Raw genomic sequence first — 16133 nt, 5'->3', positions numbered from 1 at the left:
AAGCCCGCTCCCACATTTGCTTTGTGCTGCCTTCAGCCTTTGAGGGCTTTCCAGATCTTGCTGACGGCCATCACGCCAACCAATACCACCGCCCCCGCGATAATCCCCGCCACGCCATTGAGCAGCACCGGCACGATAAATCCGCCGCCACCCGCCGCCGCGCCGACACTTTCGATCCAGTGATGCACCACCGGCACACCGTGCGTGAGGATCCCGCCGCCCACCAGGAACATCGCCGCCGTACCAATCACCGACAGGCTTTTCATCATGTACGGTGCCGCACGCAGAATCCCGCCGCCAATGCTTTTCGCCATCTGCCCGGGCTTCTGGGTCAACCACAGGCCCAGATCGTCGAGCTTGACGATACCCGCTACCAGGCCATAAACGCCGACCGTCATGACGATGGCAATGCCCGAAAGCACGATGATTTGCTGAGTCAATGGAGCGCCGGCCACCGTGCCGAGGGTGATGGCGATGATTTCCGCCGAAAGAATGAAGTCGGTGCGGATCGCGCCTTTGATCTTGTCCTTCTCGAACGCCACCAGGTCGATGGCAGGATCGGCCACCGCCTCGACCAACTGCGCATGCTCGGCGACATCTTCAGCCTTGCTGTGCAAAAACTTGTGGGCGAGCTTCTCAAACCCTTCGAAGCACAGATAGGCGCCACCGACCATCAACAACGGCGTGACCAGCCACGGAATGAATGCACTGATCGCCAGCGCCGACGGCACCAGGATCAGTTTATTGATGAACGAACCCTTGGCGACCGCCCAGACCACCGGGATTTCCCGTTCGGCACGCACGCCGCTGACTTGCTGGGCATTGAGTGCCAGGTCGTCGCCGAGTACGCCGGCCGTTTTCTTGGCGGCCATTTGGGTCATCAAAGACACGTCGTCCAGCACGGTCGCGATGTCGTCGATCAGCACCAGCAAACTGCTTCCTGCCATGAATCGGGTTTCCTTCTGCAATGAATGCGCAGCAGCATAGCGCGACATCACGGGCTGCGGTGCATTCTTGAGCGCCGCGCGAGGCCGGTGATACCATGCGCAACCGCCAGAACAGGCAAGGAATCACCCGGTTTATGAGCACTATCCGCGAGCGCAACAAACAACTGATCCTGCGTGCCGCCAGTGAGGAATTCGCCGATAAAGGCTTCGCTGCGACCAAAACCAGCGACATCGCAGCCAAGGCGGGATTGCCCAAGCCCAACGTCTACTACTACTTCAAATCCAAGGAGAACCTCTACCGCGAGGTTCTGGAAAGCATCATCGAGCCCATCCTGCAGGCTTCGACTCCGTTCAATCCGGACGGCGAGCCCGGTGAAGTGCTCAGTGGCTACATTCGCTCGAAGATCCGCATCTCCCGCGACCTGCCTTTCGCCTCCAAGGTGTTCGCCAGCGAAATCATGCATGGCGCCCCCCACCTGAGCAGCGATCTGGTCGAACAGCTCAATGGCCAGGCCAAACACAACATCGAGTGCATCCAGACCTGGATCGACCGCGGGCAAATCGCCCCCATCGACCCCAATCACCTGATGTTCAGCATCTGGGCCGCGACCCAGACCTACGCCGACTTCGACTGGCAAATCACCGCCATCACCGGCAAGGCCAGGCTGGATGAAGAAGATTATGAAGCGGCGGCGCAGACGATTATCCGGTTGGTGCTCAAGGGGTGTGAGCCGGATTGATGGACAGCGGTGCTACCAATCGCGAGCAGGCTCACTCCTACATTTGGAATGCATTCCCCTGTAGGAGTGAGCCTGCTCGCGATCGAGACGACACGGTTTCAGCTCAAACCCAGATCGCATCCCACAACGGATAGTCGCCAAGCTTTTCCACCAGTCCAGCCCGCAACGGGTTGGCTACTACATACCGCGCCATCTTCACCAAATCCTCTTCCCGCCGCAGTGCCCGATCATGAAATCCTCTCTGCCAGAGACCGGTAGTTCGACCGGTAGACTGCTTCACGGCTTTGGTACTCATCGACTTGGTTTTTTGCATCAGCTCACTCAAAGACCCCTTCTGCAACTCAATTAGCCAATGAAAATGATCCGGCATGACCACCCAGGCCAACGAGTTCGCAAAGCCTAGATTCTGTGCATTTCGAAATTGATCGACCACCAGCCTGCCCAAGGTGAAATCCTTGAAAACCGGGGTCCTGTGAAGTGTATTGGTGGTTAACAGATAAATTCGGCTGGTTTCGGCATAGCGGCCGATTCTCAATCGATTTGCGGCAGGTAAATCCGGCATTCCATCGCCTCCCATGATCAGGTCATGAGAAGGCTAGCTCTGTGGATTCAAGTGGGTGGGGCACACTATTGACTGGATGTGTCTGGTAGATAGCTATCGCGAGCAGGCTCACTCCTACAGGGGTTCTGGCATTCAGACAATTTTGTGTCCGACCACAAACCCTGTAGGAGCGAGCCTGCTCGCGATGGCATTAGGTCAGGCGCTGCCGATCAAGCCGCCACCCCCGCATCCGCCACCAACCCCAACGCCTCGATCGCATTGATCGCGCACTGCTCGTCGACATCCGACAAATCGCCGCTGATCCCCACCGCCCCCAGCACGTTCCCGTCCTGATCGCGAACCAGCACACCACCCGGTGCCGGCACGACGCTGCCCTGCCCCAGGCTGTTCAACGCGGCGATAAACGCCGGGCGTTGCTGGGCGTCGAGCGCCAGCAGGCGTGAACCCTTGCCCAGCGCGATGGCGCCCCAGGCTTTGCCGATGGCGACGTGTGGGCGCAGCAGGCTGGCGCCGTCTTCGCGTTGCAGGGCGATCAGATGCCCGCCGGCATCCAGTACCGCAATGGTCAAGGGTGCCGCAGAGATTGCACGCCCTGCGGTGATGGCCTCATTGACCAGGTTGACTGCGACTTTCAAGGTTAAAGCGCTCATGGTGCCGTCCTCATTTTGTTTTTCGGAAAGTCGGTGGGCTGCGCCGTTGTGCTGCGCGCTTGCGTCGCAGCCCGATGCAACAAATAGAACACAATGAATTATTTTTTTGTATACAATAATTCTCGAAAGGCGCCACATGCGACGAAAAGCCACAGTAGAACGGGCTTCCGACGAATGAAACAAGCGCTTGAGAAAATGGATTGACCTGCGCCGTCCGCCGTGAATACACTCTGCGCAAAGCCACTTGTATACAATTACAAAACGTAAAGAGGCACAAAACCATGAGCAAAATGAGAGCAATCGAAGCCGCCGTTCTGGTGATGCGCCGTGAAGGGGTCGATACCGCTTTTGGCATCCCGGGTGCCGCCATCAACCCGCTGTACTCCGCCTTGCAAAAGGTCGGCGGCATCGATCACGTACTCGCTCGCCACGTTGAAGGCGCCTCGCACATGGCCGAGGGCTACACCCGCACCAAGGCCGGCAACATCGGCGTGTGCATCGGGACTTCCGGCCCTGCCGGCACCGACATGGTCACCGGGCTCTACAGCGCCTCGGCCGACTCGATTCCAATCCTCTGCATTACCGGCCAGGCACCCCGCGCCCGTATGCACAAGGAAGACTTCCAGGCTGTCGATATCACCACCATCGTCAAGCCAGTCACCAAGTGGTCGACCACCGTCATGGAACCGGGCCAGGTGCCTTATGCGTTCCAGAAGGCCTTCTATGAAATGCGCTCAGGCCGTCCAGGCCCGGTGCTGATCGACCTGCCGTTCGACGTGCAGATGGCCGAAATCGAATTCGACATCGACGCCTACCAGCCACTGCCATTGGCCAAGCCGAGCGCTACCCGCGTCCAGGTTGAAAAAGCCTTGGCCATGCTGGATCAGGCCGAGCGTCCATTGCTGGTCGCCGGTGGTGGCATCATCAACGCCGATGCCAGCGATCTGCTGGTCGAGTTCGCTGAGCTGACCGGCATCCCGGTCATCCCGACCCTGATGGGCTGGGGCACCATCCCGGACGATCACCCGCTGATGGTGGGTATGGTTGGCTTGCAAACTTCGCACCGCTACGGCAACGCAACCATGCTCAAGTCCGACGTGGTTCTGGGCGTGGGTAACCGTTGGGCTAACCGTCACACCGGTTCCGTTGACGTCTACACCGAAGGCCGCAAGTTCATTCACGTTGATATCGAACCGACCCAGATCGGCCGCGTGTTCACCCCGGACCTGGGCATCGTTTCCGACGCCGCTGCCGCGCTGACCGTGTTCATCGAAGTCGCTCGCGAATGGCAAGCCGCCGGCAAGCTGAAGAACCGCAGTGCCTGGCTGCAAGACTGCCAGCAGCGTAAAGCCAGCCTGCAGCGCAAGACTCACTTCGACAACGTGCCGGTCAAGCCGCAACGCGTTTACGAAGAAATGAACCAGGTGTTCGGCAAAGACACCTGCTACGTCAGCACCATCGGTCTGTCGCAGATTGCCGGCGCACAGTTCCTGCACGTCTACAAGCCGCGCCACTGGATCAACTGCGGCCAGGCTGGCCCGTTGGGCTGGACCATTCCGGCAGCGCTGGGCGTGGTCAAGGCCGATCCGAACCGTAAAGTCGTGGCCCTGTCGGGGGACTATGACTTCCAGTTCATGATCGAAGAATTGGCGGTGGGCGCGCAGTTCAAGCTGCCGTACATCCACGTTGTCGTGAACAACTCGTACCTGGGTCTGATCCGTCAGGCGCAGCGCGGTTTCGACATGGACTACTGCGTGCAGCTGTCCTTCGACAACCTGAACGCGCCGGAACTCAACGGCTACGGTGTCGACCACGTCGCAGTTGCCGAAGGCCTCGGCTGCAAGGCACTGCGTGTGTTCGAACCGTCCCAGATCCAGCCTGCCCTGCGCAAGGCCCAGGAGCTGATCGAAGAGTTCAAGGTTCCGGTGATCGTCGAGATCATCCTGGAGCGCGTGACCAACATTTCCATGGGTACCGAGATCAACGCCGTCAACGAATTCGAAGACCTGGCGCTGGTCGGCGACGACGCACCGACTGCGATTTCGTTGCTGGATTAATTAACAGCTGATCGCTCTCCATGTAGGAGCGAGCCTGCTCGCGATGAGGCCGGCACATTCAACATCAATGTTGACTGACCCACCGCTTTCGCGAGCAAGCTCGCTCCTACAAGGGGCCTTCACACATTTACGGGAGACCACCATGCCGCGTTTCGCAGCCAACCTGTCCATGCTGTTCACCGAACAGGACTTTCTCGCCCGTTTCGAAGCGGCCGCCAAGGCCGGCTTCACTGGTGTCGAATACCTGTTCCCGTACGACTTCAGCTCCGCCGAAATCAAGACCCAGCTCGACGCGCACGGCCTGACCCAGGTGCTGTTCAACCTGCCGGCCGGTGACTGGGCCAAGGGCGAGCGTGGTATCGCGTGCCTGCCGGATCGGGTCGAAGAGTTCCGTGCCGGTGTCGACCTGGCCATCGCTTACGCGCAAGTGCTGGGCAACACCCAGGTCAACTGCCTGGCCGGTATTCGTCCGCAGGGCTTTGACGATGCCACCGTGGAGAAAACCTTCGTCGCCAACCTCAAGTACGCGGCCGACAAGCTGCAAGCGGCGGGCATCAAGCTGGTGATGGAAGCGATCAACACCCGTGACATCCCAGGCTTCTACCTGAACAACACGGCGCAAGCCCTGTCGATTCGCGAGCAGGTCGGCAGCGCCAACCTGTTCCTGCAATACGACATCTACCACATGCAAATCATGGAAGGCGATCTGGCCCGCACCCTGCAATCGCACCTGGGCGAGATCAACCACGTGCAGCTCGCGGACAACCCGGGGCGCAACGAACCTGGTACCGGTGAAATCAACTACCGCTTCCTGTTCGAACACCTGGATCGCATCGGTTATCAGGGCTGGGTCGGTTGCGAATACAAGCCGCTGACCACCACTGAAGCGGGCCTGGGCTGGTTGAAGACCCATAACGCGATCTAACACATATCCCTGTAGGAGCGAGCCTGCTCGCGAAGAACGATCAGGCGCCGCGTTTACTCAGGCAGCACGCGTTTTCGTTGAGTTTTTTCGCGAGCAGGCTCGCTCCTACAGAAAGCACAAAACAAGAGGATTTTCTCATGGCTAAAATCGGATTTATCGGCACCGGCATCATGGGCCACCCAATGGCGGCGAACCTGCAGAAAGCCGGTCACAGCCTGTTCCTGTCGGCGCACCACGACCCTGCGCCTGCCGACCTGGTCGCCGCTGGCGCCGTTGCCCTGGCGAACCCGAAAGAAGTTGCCCAGGAAGCCGAGTTCATCATCGTCATGGTGCCCGATACCCCGCAGGTCGACGACGTGCTGTTCCGTGCCGACGGCATCGCTGCCGGCGTGGGCAAAGGCAAAGTCGTCATCGACATGAGCTCGATCTCGCCGACCGCCACCAAGGCTTTCGCGGCCAAGATCAACGAAAAAGGCGCGCAATACCTCGACGCCCCGGTGTCCGGTGGTGAAGTCGGCGCCAAGGCTGCGACCCTGAGCATCATGGTCGGCGGCGATGCCGACGCCTTCGAACGTGCCCTGCCGCTGTTCCAGGCCATGGGCAAGAACATCACCCTGGTCGGTGGCAACGGCGACGGTCAAACCGCCAAGGTGGCCAACCAGATCATCGTGGCCCTGAACATCCAGGCCGTGGCTGAAGCCCTGCTGTTCGCTTCGAAAAACGGTGCCGATCCAGCCAAGGTGCGTGAAGCACTGATGGGCGGTTTCGCGTCCTCGAAGATCCTCGAAGTGCACGGCGAGCGCATGATCAAGGGCACCTTCGATCCAGGCTTCCGCATCAGCCTGCACCAGAAGGACCTGAACCTGGCCCTGCAAGGCGCCAAGGAGCTGAACATCAACCTGCCGAACACCGCCAACACCCAGCAAGTGTTCAGCACCTGCGCGGCCATCGGTGGCAGCAACTGGGACCACTCGGCGCTGATCAAGGGTCTGGAACACATGGCGAACTTCTCGATTCGCGACAAGAAGTAAGCCCCTGCCCCACACCGCTTCAAACCTGTAGGAGTGAGCCCGCTCGCGATGAAATCACCGCGGTGTACCTGATACACCGCGGTGCCTGGATCGCGAGCAGGCTCACTCCTACAGAGATCAGAGTTGCCCTTTCGAATAACAAGAATTCCGGGAGCCCGCCATGTCGGTCGATCCGCAACAATTGCTGCGCGAGCTGTTTGCCACAGCCATCGACGCGGCGCATCCGCAACAAGTCCTCGAAGCCCATCTGCCTGCCGACCGTAGCGGCCGCGTGATCGTCATTGGCGCCGGCAAAGCCGCAGCCGCCATGGCCCAGGTGGTCGAGCGCTGCTGGCAGGGTGAAATCTGCGGCCTGGTGGTGACCCGTTACGGTCACGGCGCACCTTGCGAAAAAATCGAAGTGGTCGAAGCCGCGCATCCGGTGCCTGATGCCGCTGGCCTGGCCGTGGCCAAGCGTGTGCTGGAACTGGTCAGCGACCTGAGCGAAAACGACCGCGTGATCTTCCTGCTCTCCGGTGGTGGTTCTGCCCTGCTGGCACTGCCGGCCGAAGGCATCACCCTGGCCGACAAGCAGTCGATCAACAAAGCCCTGCTCAAGTCCGGCGCCACCATCGGCGAGATGAACTGCGTGCGCAAGCACCTCTCGGCGATCAAGGGCGGCCGCCTGGGCAAAGCCTGCTGGCCTGCCACGGTCTACACCTATGCAATTTCCGATGTGCCGGGCGACCTCGCCACGGTCATCGCCTCCGGCCCTACCGTGGCCGACCCGAGCACGTCGGCCGAAGCGCTGGCGATCCTCAAGCGCTACGCCATCGAGGTTCCGGCTTCGGTGCGCACCTGGCTGCAAAGCCCCGAGTCGGAAACCGTCAAACCCGGCGACCCGAGCCTGGCCCGCAGTCATTTCCAGTTGATCGCCCGCCCGCAGCAATCCCTTGAAGCGGCCGCGGTGAAATGCCGTCAGGCCGGGTTCAGCCCGCTGATCCTCGGCGACCTCGAAGGCGAATCCCGCGAGGTGGCGAAAGTCCACGCCGGCATCGCACGACAGATCGTCCTGCATGGCCAGCCGCTGGCGGCGCCCTGCGTGATTCTCTCTGGCGGTGAAACCACCGTCACCGTGCGCGGCAATGGCCGTGGCGGACGCAATGCCGAGTTCCTGCTCAGCCTGACCGACAGCCTCAAGGGCCTGCCCGGCGTCTACGCGCTGGCCGGTGACACCGACGGCATCGACGGTTCCGAAGACAACGCCGGCGCGATCATGACCCCGGACAGCTACGCCCGCGCCGCGGCAAAGGGCCTGAGCGCCAGCGACGAGTTGGACAACAACAACGGCTACGGCTACTTCGAGGCGCTGGACGCCCTGATCGTCACCGAGCCGACCCGTACCAACGTCAACGACTTCCGCGCCATTCTGATCCTTGAGAGCACTAAACATGACGCCTGATAAAAAGGTCAAAATCCTCGCCACGCTCGGCCCGGCCACCGACGGCATCGACGCCATCCGTGAGCTGGTGCTGGCCGGGGTCAACATCTTCCGCCTGAACTTCAGCCATGGCGATCACGCCGACCACGCCCAGCGTTTTCAGTGGATTCGTGAAGTCGAGCGCCAGCTGAATTATCCATTGGGCATCCTGATGGACCTGCAAGGCCCGAAACTGCGGGTCGGCAAGTTCGCCGAAGGTAAGGTGCAGCTGGTGCGCGGCCAGGCCTTGCGCCTGGACCTCGATGCCACGCCGGGCGATGAGCGCCGGGTCAACCTGCCCCACCCGGAAATCATCGCCGCGCTGGAACCCGGCATGGACCTGCTGCTGGACGACGGCAAGTTGCGTCTGCGGGTGGTGACCAAGTACGCCGACGCCATCGACACCACCGTGCTCAACGGCGGCGAACTGTCGGACCGCAAAGGCGTGAACGTGCCACAAGCGGTGCTCGACCTGAGCCCTCTGACCACCAAGGATCGCCGCGACTTGACCTTCGGTCTGGAGCTGGGTGTGGACTGGGTGGCGCTGTCGTTCGTGCAACGTCCCGATGACATCCGCGAAGCCCGCTCGCTGATCGGCGACAAGGCATTCCTGATGGCCAAGATCGAGAAGCCCTCGGCCGTCGAACAACTGCGCGAGATCGCCGAATTGAGCGATGCGATCATGGTCGCCCGGGGTGACCTTGGCGTGGAAGTGCCGGCCGAAAGCGTGCCGCAGATCCAGAAGAACATCATCAGCACCTGCCGCCAGCTCGGCAAACCGGTGGTGGTGGCGACGCAGATGCTGGAGTCGATGCGCTTCTCACCGGCGCCAACCCGCGCCGAGGTCACCGATGTGGCCAATGCCGTGGCCGAAGGTGCGGACGCGGTGATGCTGTCGGCGGAAACCGCGTCCGGCGAGTACCCGCTCGAAGCCGTGCAGATGATGAGCAAGATCATCCGCCAGGTGGAAAACGGTCCGGACTATCAGACTCAACTCGACGTCAGCCGACCGAAAGCCGAGGCGACTGTTTCCGACGCGATCAGCTGCGCCATTCGCCGCATCAGCAACGTGCTGCCGGTGGCGGTGCTGGTGAACTACAGCGAATCCGGCGCGTCGAGCCTGCGTGCGGCGCGGGAGCGGCCGACGGTGCCAATCCTCAACCTGACGCCGAACCTGCAGACCGCCCGTCGTCTGAGCGTGGCGTGGGGTGTGCACTCGGTGGTCAACGACCGCCTGCGTCAGGTCGATGAAGTCTGCTCGACGGCACTGGAGATCGCACAGGCCCAGGGCATGGCGCAGCGTGGCGACACACTGTTGATCACCGCCGGTGTGCCCTTTGGCCAGCCGGGGTCGACTAACTCTTTGCGTATCGAGACATTGATCTAACGCCTGTACCGGCCTCATCGCGAGCAGGCTCGCTCCCACATTGGTTTTGTGTCGTTCACAGAATCAAGACTGAACAGAGATTCAGTGTGGGAGCGAGCCTGCTCGCGATGCGGGCAACTCGGTCCCACTGACTTTCAGAACTGCCATGCCTGCCAACCATTTCAACACCCACTGCCCCGACTGGGCCGAAGCATTGCTCAACGGCTTCAGCCAGATCTTTCTCCAGCGCAATCCGCTGTGCGGCCTGCTGTGCGTCCTGGCCATTTTGTTCACTGCGCCCGCCTTGCTCGGCGGCGCCTTGCTCGGCGGTGTCGCCGGGCTGCTCACCGCGCAACGCCGCAACTATGCCAAGGCTGATCGTCAGGCCGGGTTGTTCAGCTACAACGGTGTCCTGCTCGGACTGTTACTGAGCCTGTATTTCCCCTGGTCGGCGATGATGCCGCCACTGATTCTGGCCGCCGGTGGCCTGAGCGCGATGGTCACCCAGCAGTGGCTCAAGCGCGTCCGGTTCAGCCAATGCCTGCCGGCCTACACCGCGCCCTTCGTCGGACTGGGCTGGTTGCTGCTGTGCTTCGCCACGCCGTCGACAGAGCCGCACTTGATCGAAGTCAGCACCCTGAACATGCTCGCCGCCCCCCTCAAAGGCATTGGTCAGGTGATGTTCCTCGGTCATCCGCTGGCCGGTGCGATGATTGCCGCCGGTTTACTGATCGCTGATCGCCGCGCATTCTGCTGGGCGTTGTTGGCGTCTGTCGCGGGCATGGGCTGGAGCCTGCTGAACCACGACTTCTATACCGCACTGCTCGGCCTCGGTGGCTATAACGCCGTGCTGGCCGCCCTCGCCTTCAGCTCGCAGCGTCGCCAACCGTGGCTGCCGCTGGTTGGCATCGGCCTGGCGCTGTTGCTGACACCGGCGTTTGCCGCCATCGGTCTGCCTACGCTGACCGCGCCGTTCATTCTTGCCGGCTGGCTGATTCGCAGCGTCGTGCAAATGTTCGGCAAAGCCACGGTCGAAAGCGCGCCTTGCGCTCCCGGGGAGAATCAACCTAGGCTGCGCTGATTTGCGGCCAAGGCGATGTGCATGAACAGCAGCGACACGTGGCGTAACCGCCTGTACGTGATTATTTTCCAGACCGACACCGTTGCCGGTCGACGCTTCGACTCCAGCCTGCTGCTGATCATCCTCGCCAGCCTGGTGGTGGTGATCCTGGACAGCATCGATGACGTCCACCAGAACTACGCCAGCCTGCTGGCGTACATCGAGTGGGGCTTCACGATCATCTTCCTCGGCGAGTACATCCTGCGCCTGTACTGCTCACCCAAGCCCCTGCGCTATGCCTTCAGTTTTTATGGTCTGGTGGACCTGCTGGCCATCGTGCCTGGCATCCTCGCGTTGTACTACAGCGATGCCCAGTACCTGCTGATCATCCGGGTCATCCGGATGTTGCGGATCTTCCGCGTGCTCAAGCTCGGCCCGTACCTCAAGCAAGCCCATTACCTGCTCGATGCCTTGCGCGGCAGCAAGCAGAAAATCCTCGTGTTCCTGCTCAGCGTCTGCACGCTGGTCATCGTGTTCGGCACCCTGATGTATGTGGTCGAAGGCCCACAACATGGCTTCACCAGCATTCCCAAGGGCATTTACTGGGCGATCGTGACCCTCACCACCGTCGGTTACGGCGACATCGTGCCCAAGACCGCACTGGGCCAGGTCATCTCGTCGATGGTGATGATCACCGGTTACTCGATCATCGCCGTGCCCACCGGGATCTTCACCGCCGAACTGGCCACGGCCATGCGTGGCGGCCAGCTGCATTGCGACTGCCCGGTGTGTGCCAAAGACAGCCATGAACCCGAGGCGTCGTTCTGCTCCCGTTGTGGCAACGCATTGTTCAAAAAACTGGAATAAGTAAAGAGCTTTTTAATCTTTAAAGGACTATACGAGCCCAGTTATAGTCGCTGGCAAATTGCCCCACTTTTAATAGAACAAGGAATGCGTAGTGAAAAAACTCTTTGGCGCCTCGCTTCTCGCCGCTGGCCTGGCCCTGGGCAACATCGCCCAGGCTGCACCGACCCTGCTCAACGTTTCCTACGACGTGATGCGAGATTTCTACAAGGACTACAACGCTGCGTTCCAGAAACACTGGCAAGCCGAGCACAACGAAAACATCGTCCTGCAGATGTCCTTCGGCGGTTCCAGCAAACAGGCGCGCTCGGTCATCGACGGCCTGCCGGCCGATGTCATCACCATGAACATGGCCACCGACATCAACGCCCTGGCGGACAACGGCAAACTGGTCCCGGACAACTGGGTCACGCGCCTGCCGAACAACAGCGCGCCGTTCACCTCGGCCACCGTGTTCATCGTGCGCAAGGGCAACCCGAAAGCCCTGAAAGACTGGCCGGACCTGCTCAAGGACGGCGTTCAGGTCATCGTCCCGAACCCGAAAACTTCCGGTAACGGTCGCTACACCTACCTCTCGGCCTGGGGCTACGTGCTGAAAAACGGCGGCGACGAGAACAAGGCCAAAGACTTCGTCGGCAAACTGTTCAAGCAAGCGCCAGTACTCGACACCGGTGGCCGTGCTGCCACCACTACCTTCATGACCAACCAGATCGGCGACGTGCTGGTGACCTTCGAGAACGAAGCGGAAATGATTGCCCGCGAGTTTGGTCGCGATCAGTTCGAAGTCATCTACCCAAGCGTTTCTGCCGAAGCCGAGCCACCGGTGTCGGTGGTCGACAAGACCGTCGACAAGAAAGGCACCCGGGCAGCGGCCGAGGAATACCTGAAGTACCTGTGGTCGCCGCAAGGCCAGGAGATTGCCGCGGCGAACTACCTGCGCCCGCGCGACCCGGCCGTGCTGGCCAAGTACACCGACCGCTTCCCGAAAGTGGACTTCCTGTCGGTCGAGAAGACCTTCGGCGACTGGCGCACCGTGCAGAAGACCCACTTCAATGATGGCGGGGTTTTCGACCAGGTCTACAGCGGTCAGTAATCGCTGGGCATTAACGAAAAAGGCGACCGGGCAAAGGTCGCCTTTTTTGTACGTATCAGAATTCACTGCAAATCCATTGTGGGAGCGACTCCCCGCTACATCGGCGGCGTCACGCCATCCTTGCCCGCCGAGATGGATTGAGCGGTGAGCGTACCGTCAGCGCCCTGCGTCACAAAGCTCACGATCTTCACGCCCACCTTCAACAGGCTGCGATCAGCCGGCATCAGATTGACGATGGGTACGTCTTCGGGCACCAGAATCTTCTGTTGACCGCCCTTGTAGTTGACGGTCAGCACCCGGCCATTGCTCACCACCAGGTCGCCGACGCTGCCGTTGGTCATGCTGCTGCCCTTGACCAGGTCAAACGGCCGATGACCGTCGCCACTGCCGGCCAGCTCCGGCGGAAAAACGTGGACCTCCAGGGCCTTGAGGGTGCCATCTTCCTGGGGAACAGCCGCGGAGCCGATGTAGCTTCCGGGCTTGATGTCTTCGATGTTGGCCAGGGTCACGGCGCGGACCTTGGTGTCCTTGGTCAGGTTGATCACCACGTTGTCGCCGCTGTTGGCATGGACTTTCAGAATGTCCGGACCGACGCCGGTGATCTCGCCGCGCACACCGATGCGCATGCCCGGCGCATCTTCGGCCTGAGCCAGGCCAACGTTGAATACGCTGATCAAGGTGACGACGCAAACCCAGCGAATCAGCTGACGAAACTTCACCTTCATGGGATGGCCCTCCGGTGGTGAGACAGGAAGAGAGAACATAAGCACGCTATCGAACAAGATGTAAGTGAATGTATCATTCACCTGCATAGTTCTGACGCAAGGCTCTTCGACGGACGACACACGCGTTCGTCAGTCATTCCGCAATGGAATGACTGCTATCACTCCAATCCCACTTCCGCCGTTTCAGTCAGCCCATTAGCCTGCGCGCATTCCTTTCCGTACAGCGAGACCCGTTATGAACCCAGCGACCCAGGTGTCCCACGGCACCGCGACAATGACCCGAGGCATGGTGCTGCTGTTCGCCTTCTGCTGCGGCGCGATTGTCGCCAACATCTACTACGCCCAGCCGATCATCGGCCTGATCGCCCCGGACATCGGCCTGACCAACACCATGGCCAGCCTGATCGTTTCCCTGACCCAGATCGGCTATGCGCTGGGGCTGTTTTTCCTGGTGCCGCTGGGGGATCTGCTGGAGAACCGTCGGCTGATGATCATCACCACGCTGGTGGCAATTGTCAGCCTGCTGGGCGCGGCGTTCACCGATCAGCCGAACGTGTTTTTGCTGATTTCGCTGTTGGTGGGGTTCAGTTCGGTGTCGGTGCAGATCCTGATTCCGTTGGCCGCGCACCTGGCGCCGGAAGAAACCCGTGGTCGTGTGGTGGGCGGGATCATGGGCGGTTTGCTGCTCGGTATCCTGCTGGCCCGGCCGGTGTCCAGCGTGGTGGCCGACCATTTCGGCTGGCGGGCGATGTTCATGATTGCCGCGGTGTTGATGGCGGCCATCAGTATCGTGCTGGCCGTGACCATTCCCAAGCGTGAACCTGATCACAGTGCTTCCTATGGCCAATTGCTGGGCTCGCTGTGGACGCTGTTGCGCAAACAACCGGTGCTGCGCCAGCGGGCGTTTTACCAGGGCTGCATGTTTGCCACCTTCAGCCTGTTCTGGACCGCTGTGCCACTGGAACTGGCACGCAATCACGGTTTGTCGCAAAGCGAGATCGCGATTTTCGCCCTGGTCGGGGCCATCGGCGCCATCGCCGCCCCGATCGCCGGACGCCTGGCCGATGCCGGTCACACCCGCATCGCCTCGTTGCTGGCCCTGCTGTTCGCCAGCCTGAGTTTCATGCCGGCGTTTATCCATCCGGCCTACAGCGTCATCGGCCTGGCAGTGACAGGCGTGGTGCTCGACTTCTGCGTGCAGATGAACATGGTCCTCGGCCAGCGCGCGGTCTACGCCCTCGACGGCAAAAGCCGCAGCCGTCTGAATGCGCTGTACATGACCAGCATCTTCATCGGCGGCGCCTTCGGCTCTTCGGTGGCCAGCGCGGTGTACGAACACGGCGGCTGGTTGTGGATCGTGATCGTCGGCAGCGCGTTTCCGTTGCTGGCATTGTTGCGGTTTTTGAGTGTTTCGCCGAAGGGTTCGCTGGCGACGGCATAAATCGCTAAAAGCGCGGTATCTGGCCAGCGTGCCGATGGGCCGCCTGGGACAACCTCAGGAAATCGCCTCGGCGATTACGTTTCTACTGTCGGAACAGAGCGGGTTCATCAACGGGCAGACGCTGTTTGTCGATGGTGGTGCTTCTGTGGGTAAAGCCGCGTTCTGACTGTCGCCACATATCCCTTGTGGGAGCGAGCCTGCTCGCGATGGCGGCATGACAGTCAGCATCAATGTTGAATGTTAAACCGCTATCGTCGGAACGCCGCCCGGAGCAGGCTCGCTCCTACAGGGGCCTGCGGCAACTTCAAGACTTCTCACAAGGACCTTCAATGGACCGCCTCGGCGCAATGGAAACCTTCGTCTACGTGGTGGAAACCGGCTCGTTTTCCGCTGCGGCCCGGCGCCTGAGCATCGGCCAGCCGGCCGTGTCGAAAACCATCGCGCAACTCGAATCGCGGTTGGCGGTGCGACTGTTGCTGCGTTCGACCCGGGGCCTGACGCCCACCGAGGCCGGGCTGGCCTTTTTCGAACGGGCCAAGCGCGCCATCGAAGAAGCCGACGAGGCCGATAACGCCGCACGGGGTTCTGCCAGCGGGCTGAGTGGCAACCTGCGCATCTGCGCGGCGGTCACCTTCGGCCGGCTGCACATCGTTCCGCACCTGGGCCCCTTCCTGGAGCAAAACCCGGCGCTGAACATCGATCTGATGCTCGATGATCGCAACGTCAATCTGGTGGAAGAAGGCGTCGATATAGCCCTGCGCATGGGCGAGTTGAGCGACTCGGGGCTGACCGCCCGCAAGATCGCCGAATGCCGACGCATGATACTGGGCACGCCGGCGTACTTCGCAAAACACGGCGAGCCCACCTGCCCCACCGACCTGTGCAAGCATCAGGCAATCCTCTACACCCTCGGAGGCGGCGCCAATTGGCAGTTCAACAAGGCCGGCGAGGAACAATCGGTGATCATCAGCGGCCGGATCCGCGTCAACGCCGCCGAAGGTTTGCGTGAAGCCGTGCTGGCCCATCAAGGGCTGACCATGGCCTCGCAATGGATGTTCGCGCCGGAACTGGCCGACGGTTCGGTCCGGGAGACGATGAAGGACTGGACACTGCCGAACCTGGATTTGTGGGCCGTTTTCCCTACCGGCCGGATGGCCAGCGCCAAGGCTCGGGCGTTTGTGGAGTATGTGCAGGGGTTGCTGGCGGGGTAACG

The 16133-nt window shown here is 61.1% G+C and carries 15 protein-coding genes and 1 pseudogene; 12 read left to right on the top strand and 4 right to left on the bottom strand.

Translation table 11 applies throughout. From position 1 onward, the window contains the following. Positions 1–32 precede the first annotated feature (32 nt). Positions 33–947, bottom strand: a complete 915-nt coding sequence (locus tag AC3IT9_RS08010) for a DUF808 domain-containing protein (RefSeq protein ID WP_489272621.1) — start codon at positions 945–947, stop codon at positions 33–35. A 134-nt stretch (positions 948–1081) separates the two neighbouring features. Between AC3IT9_RS08010 and AC3IT9_RS08005 the strand changes: the two genes are divergently transcribed. After that, complete coding sequence (locus tag AC3IT9_RS08005; RefSeq protein ID WP_008020589.1) at positions 1082–1687, top strand: TetR/AcrR family transcriptional regulator; 606 nt, start codon at positions 1082–1084, stop codon at positions 1685–1687. Between the two features lie 103 nt (positions 1688–1790). Here the strand turns inward: AC3IT9_RS08005 and AC3IT9_RS08000 are convergent, their stop codons facing one another. Both AC3IT9_RS08000 and AC3IT9_RS07995 read right to left on the bottom strand, forming a co-directional pair. Beyond that, positions 1791–2249, bottom strand: a complete 459-nt coding sequence (locus AC3IT9_RS08000; protein WP_150724518.1) for an REP-associated tyrosine transposase — start codon at positions 2247–2249, stop codon at positions 1791–1793. Between the two features lie 209 nt (positions 2250–2458). After that, positions 2459–2899, bottom strand: coding sequence for a GlcG/HbpS family heme-binding protein (locus AC3IT9_RS07995; RefSeq protein ID WP_046037662.1), 441 nt, complete (start codon positions 2897–2899; stop codon positions 2459–2461). A gap of 281 nt (positions 2900–3180) precedes the next feature. Between AC3IT9_RS07995 and gcl the strand changes: the two genes are divergently transcribed. The 8 genes from gcl (at position 3181) to AC3IT9_RS07955 (ending at position 12754) form a co-directional block, all read left to right on the top strand. Then, on the top strand, positions 3181–4956 hold the full coding sequence (gene gcl / locus AC3IT9_RS07990) for a glyoxylate carboligase (protein ID WP_046037663.1): 1776 nt from the start codon (positions 3181–3183) through the stop codon (positions 4954–4956). 142 nt (positions 4957–5098) lie between these two features. Next, entirely contained in the window at positions 5099–5881 is a 783-nt protein-coding gene (gene hyi / locus AC3IT9_RS07985; RefSeq protein ID WP_150724517.1) for a hydroxypyruvate isomerase, read from the top strand. 137 nt (positions 5882–6018) lie between these two features. Further along, positions 6019–6912: a 2-hydroxy-3-oxopropionate reductase gene (locus AC3IT9_RS07980; protein ID WP_151213349.1), complete on the top strand. Its 894-nt coding sequence runs from the start codon at positions 6019–6021 to the stop codon at positions 6910–6912. Positions 6913–7072: 160 nt separating this feature from the next. Further along, positions 7073–8353, top strand: coding sequence for a glycerate kinase type-2 family protein (locus AC3IT9_RS07975; RefSeq protein WP_150724515.1), 1281 nt, complete (start codon positions 7073–7075; stop codon positions 8351–8353). Further along, positions 8343–9758, top strand: a complete 1416-nt coding sequence (gene pyk, locus AC3IT9_RS07970; RefSeq protein WP_150724514.1) for a pyruvate kinase — start codon at positions 8343–8345, stop codon at positions 9756–9758. Before AC3IT9_RS07975 ends, pyk begins: the two co-directional genes overlap by 11 nt. 145 nt (positions 9759–9903) lie before the next feature. Further along, positions 9904–10818, top strand: coding sequence for an urea transporter (locus AC3IT9_RS07965; RefSeq protein ID WP_150724513.1), 915 nt, complete (start codon positions 9904–9906; stop codon positions 10816–10818). 21 nt (positions 10819–10839) lie between these two features. Continuing rightward, complete coding sequence (locus tag AC3IT9_RS07960) at positions 10840–11664, top strand: ion transporter (protein ID WP_489272618.1); 825 nt, start codon at positions 10840–10842, stop codon at positions 11662–11664. A gap of 91 nt (positions 11665–11755) precedes the next feature. Then, entirely contained in the window at positions 11756–12754 is a 999-nt protein-coding gene (locus AC3IT9_RS07955; RefSeq protein ID WP_489272616.1) for a sulfate ABC transporter substrate-binding protein, read from the top strand. A gap of 95 nt (positions 12755–12849) precedes the next feature. Here AC3IT9_RS07955 and AC3IT9_RS07950 read toward each other — a convergent pair whose 3' ends face one another. After that, positions 12850–13479, bottom strand: coding sequence for a hypothetical protein (locus AC3IT9_RS07950; protein WP_489272615.1), 630 nt, complete (start codon positions 13477–13479; stop codon positions 12850–12852). Between the two features lie 235 nt (positions 13480–13714). Between AC3IT9_RS07950 and AC3IT9_RS07945 the strand changes: the two genes are divergently transcribed. The 3 genes and pseudogenes from AC3IT9_RS07945 (at position 13715) to AC3IT9_RS07935 (ending at position 16131) form a co-directional block, all read left to right on the top strand. After that, positions 13715–14920: an MFS transporter gene (locus AC3IT9_RS07945; RefSeq protein ID WP_150753397.1), complete on the top strand. Its 1206-nt coding sequence runs from the start codon at positions 13715–13717 to the stop codon at positions 14918–14920. 7 nt (positions 14921–14927) lie between these two features. Beyond that, positions 14928–15086: pseudogene (locus tag AC3IT9_RS07940) on the top strand (SDR family oxidoreductase); the annotation flags it as partial. 163 nt (positions 15087–15249) lie between these two features. Further along, entirely contained in the window at positions 15250–16131 is an 882-nt protein-coding gene (locus tag AC3IT9_RS07935; RefSeq protein ID WP_489272613.1) for a LysR family transcriptional regulator, read from the top strand. Positions 16132–16133: the final 2 nt, after the last annotated feature.

Source organism: Pseudomonas sp. KH_046_1 (genome assembly GCF_057839025.1).
This window is presented reverse-complemented; position numbering and strand designations above follow the sequence as displayed.

Coding starts and splice junctions, on each gene's coding strand:
- AC3IT9_RS08010 (WP_489272621.1), bottom strand. CDS start 947: ATGGCAGGAAGCAGTTTGCTGGTGCTGATCGACGACATCGCGACCGTG.
- AC3IT9_RS08005 (WP_008020589.1), top strand. CDS start 1,082: ATGAGCACTATCCGCGAGCGCAACAAACAACTGATCCTGCGTGCCGCC.
- AC3IT9_RS08000 (WP_150724518.1), bottom strand. CDS start 2,249: ATGCCGGATTTACCTGCCGCAAATCGATTGAGAATCGGCCGCTATGCC.
- AC3IT9_RS07995 (WP_046037662.1), bottom strand. CDS start 2,899: ATGAGCGCTTTAACCTTGAAAGTCGCAGTCAACCTGGTCAATGAGGCC.
- gcl (WP_046037663.1), top strand. CDS start 3,181: ATGAGCAAAATGAGAGCAATCGAAGCCGCCGTTCTGGTGATGCGCCGT.
- hyi (WP_150724517.1), top strand. CDS start 5,099: ATGCCGCGTTTCGCAGCCAACCTGTCCATGCTGTTCACCGAACAGGAC.
- AC3IT9_RS07980 (WP_151213349.1), top strand. CDS start 6,019: ATGGCTAAAATCGGATTTATCGGCACCGGCATCATGGGCCACCCAATG.
- AC3IT9_RS07975 (WP_150724515.1), top strand. CDS start 7,073: ATGTCGGTCGATCCGCAACAATTGCTGCGCGAGCTGTTTGCCACAGCC.
- pyk (WP_150724514.1), top strand. CDS start 8,343: ATGACGCCTGATAAAAAGGTCAAAATCCTCGCCACGCTCGGCCCGGCC.
- AC3IT9_RS07965 (WP_150724513.1), top strand. CDS start 9,904: ATGCCTGCCAACCATTTCAACACCCACTGCCCCGACTGGGCCGAAGCA.
- AC3IT9_RS07960 (WP_489272618.1), top strand. CDS start 10,840: ATGAACAGCAGCGACACGTGGCGTAACCGCCTGTACGTGATTATTTTC.
- AC3IT9_RS07950 (WP_489272615.1), bottom strand. CDS start 13,479: ATGAAGGTGAAGTTTCGTCAGCTGATTCGCTGGGTTTGCGTCGTCACC.
- AC3IT9_RS07945 (WP_150753397.1), top strand. CDS start 13,715: ATGAACCCAGCGACCCAGGTGTCCCACGGCACCGCGACAATGACCCGA.
- AC3IT9_RS07935 (WP_489272613.1), top strand. CDS start 15,250: ATGGACCGCCTCGGCGCAATGGAAACCTTCGTCTACGTGGTGGAAACC.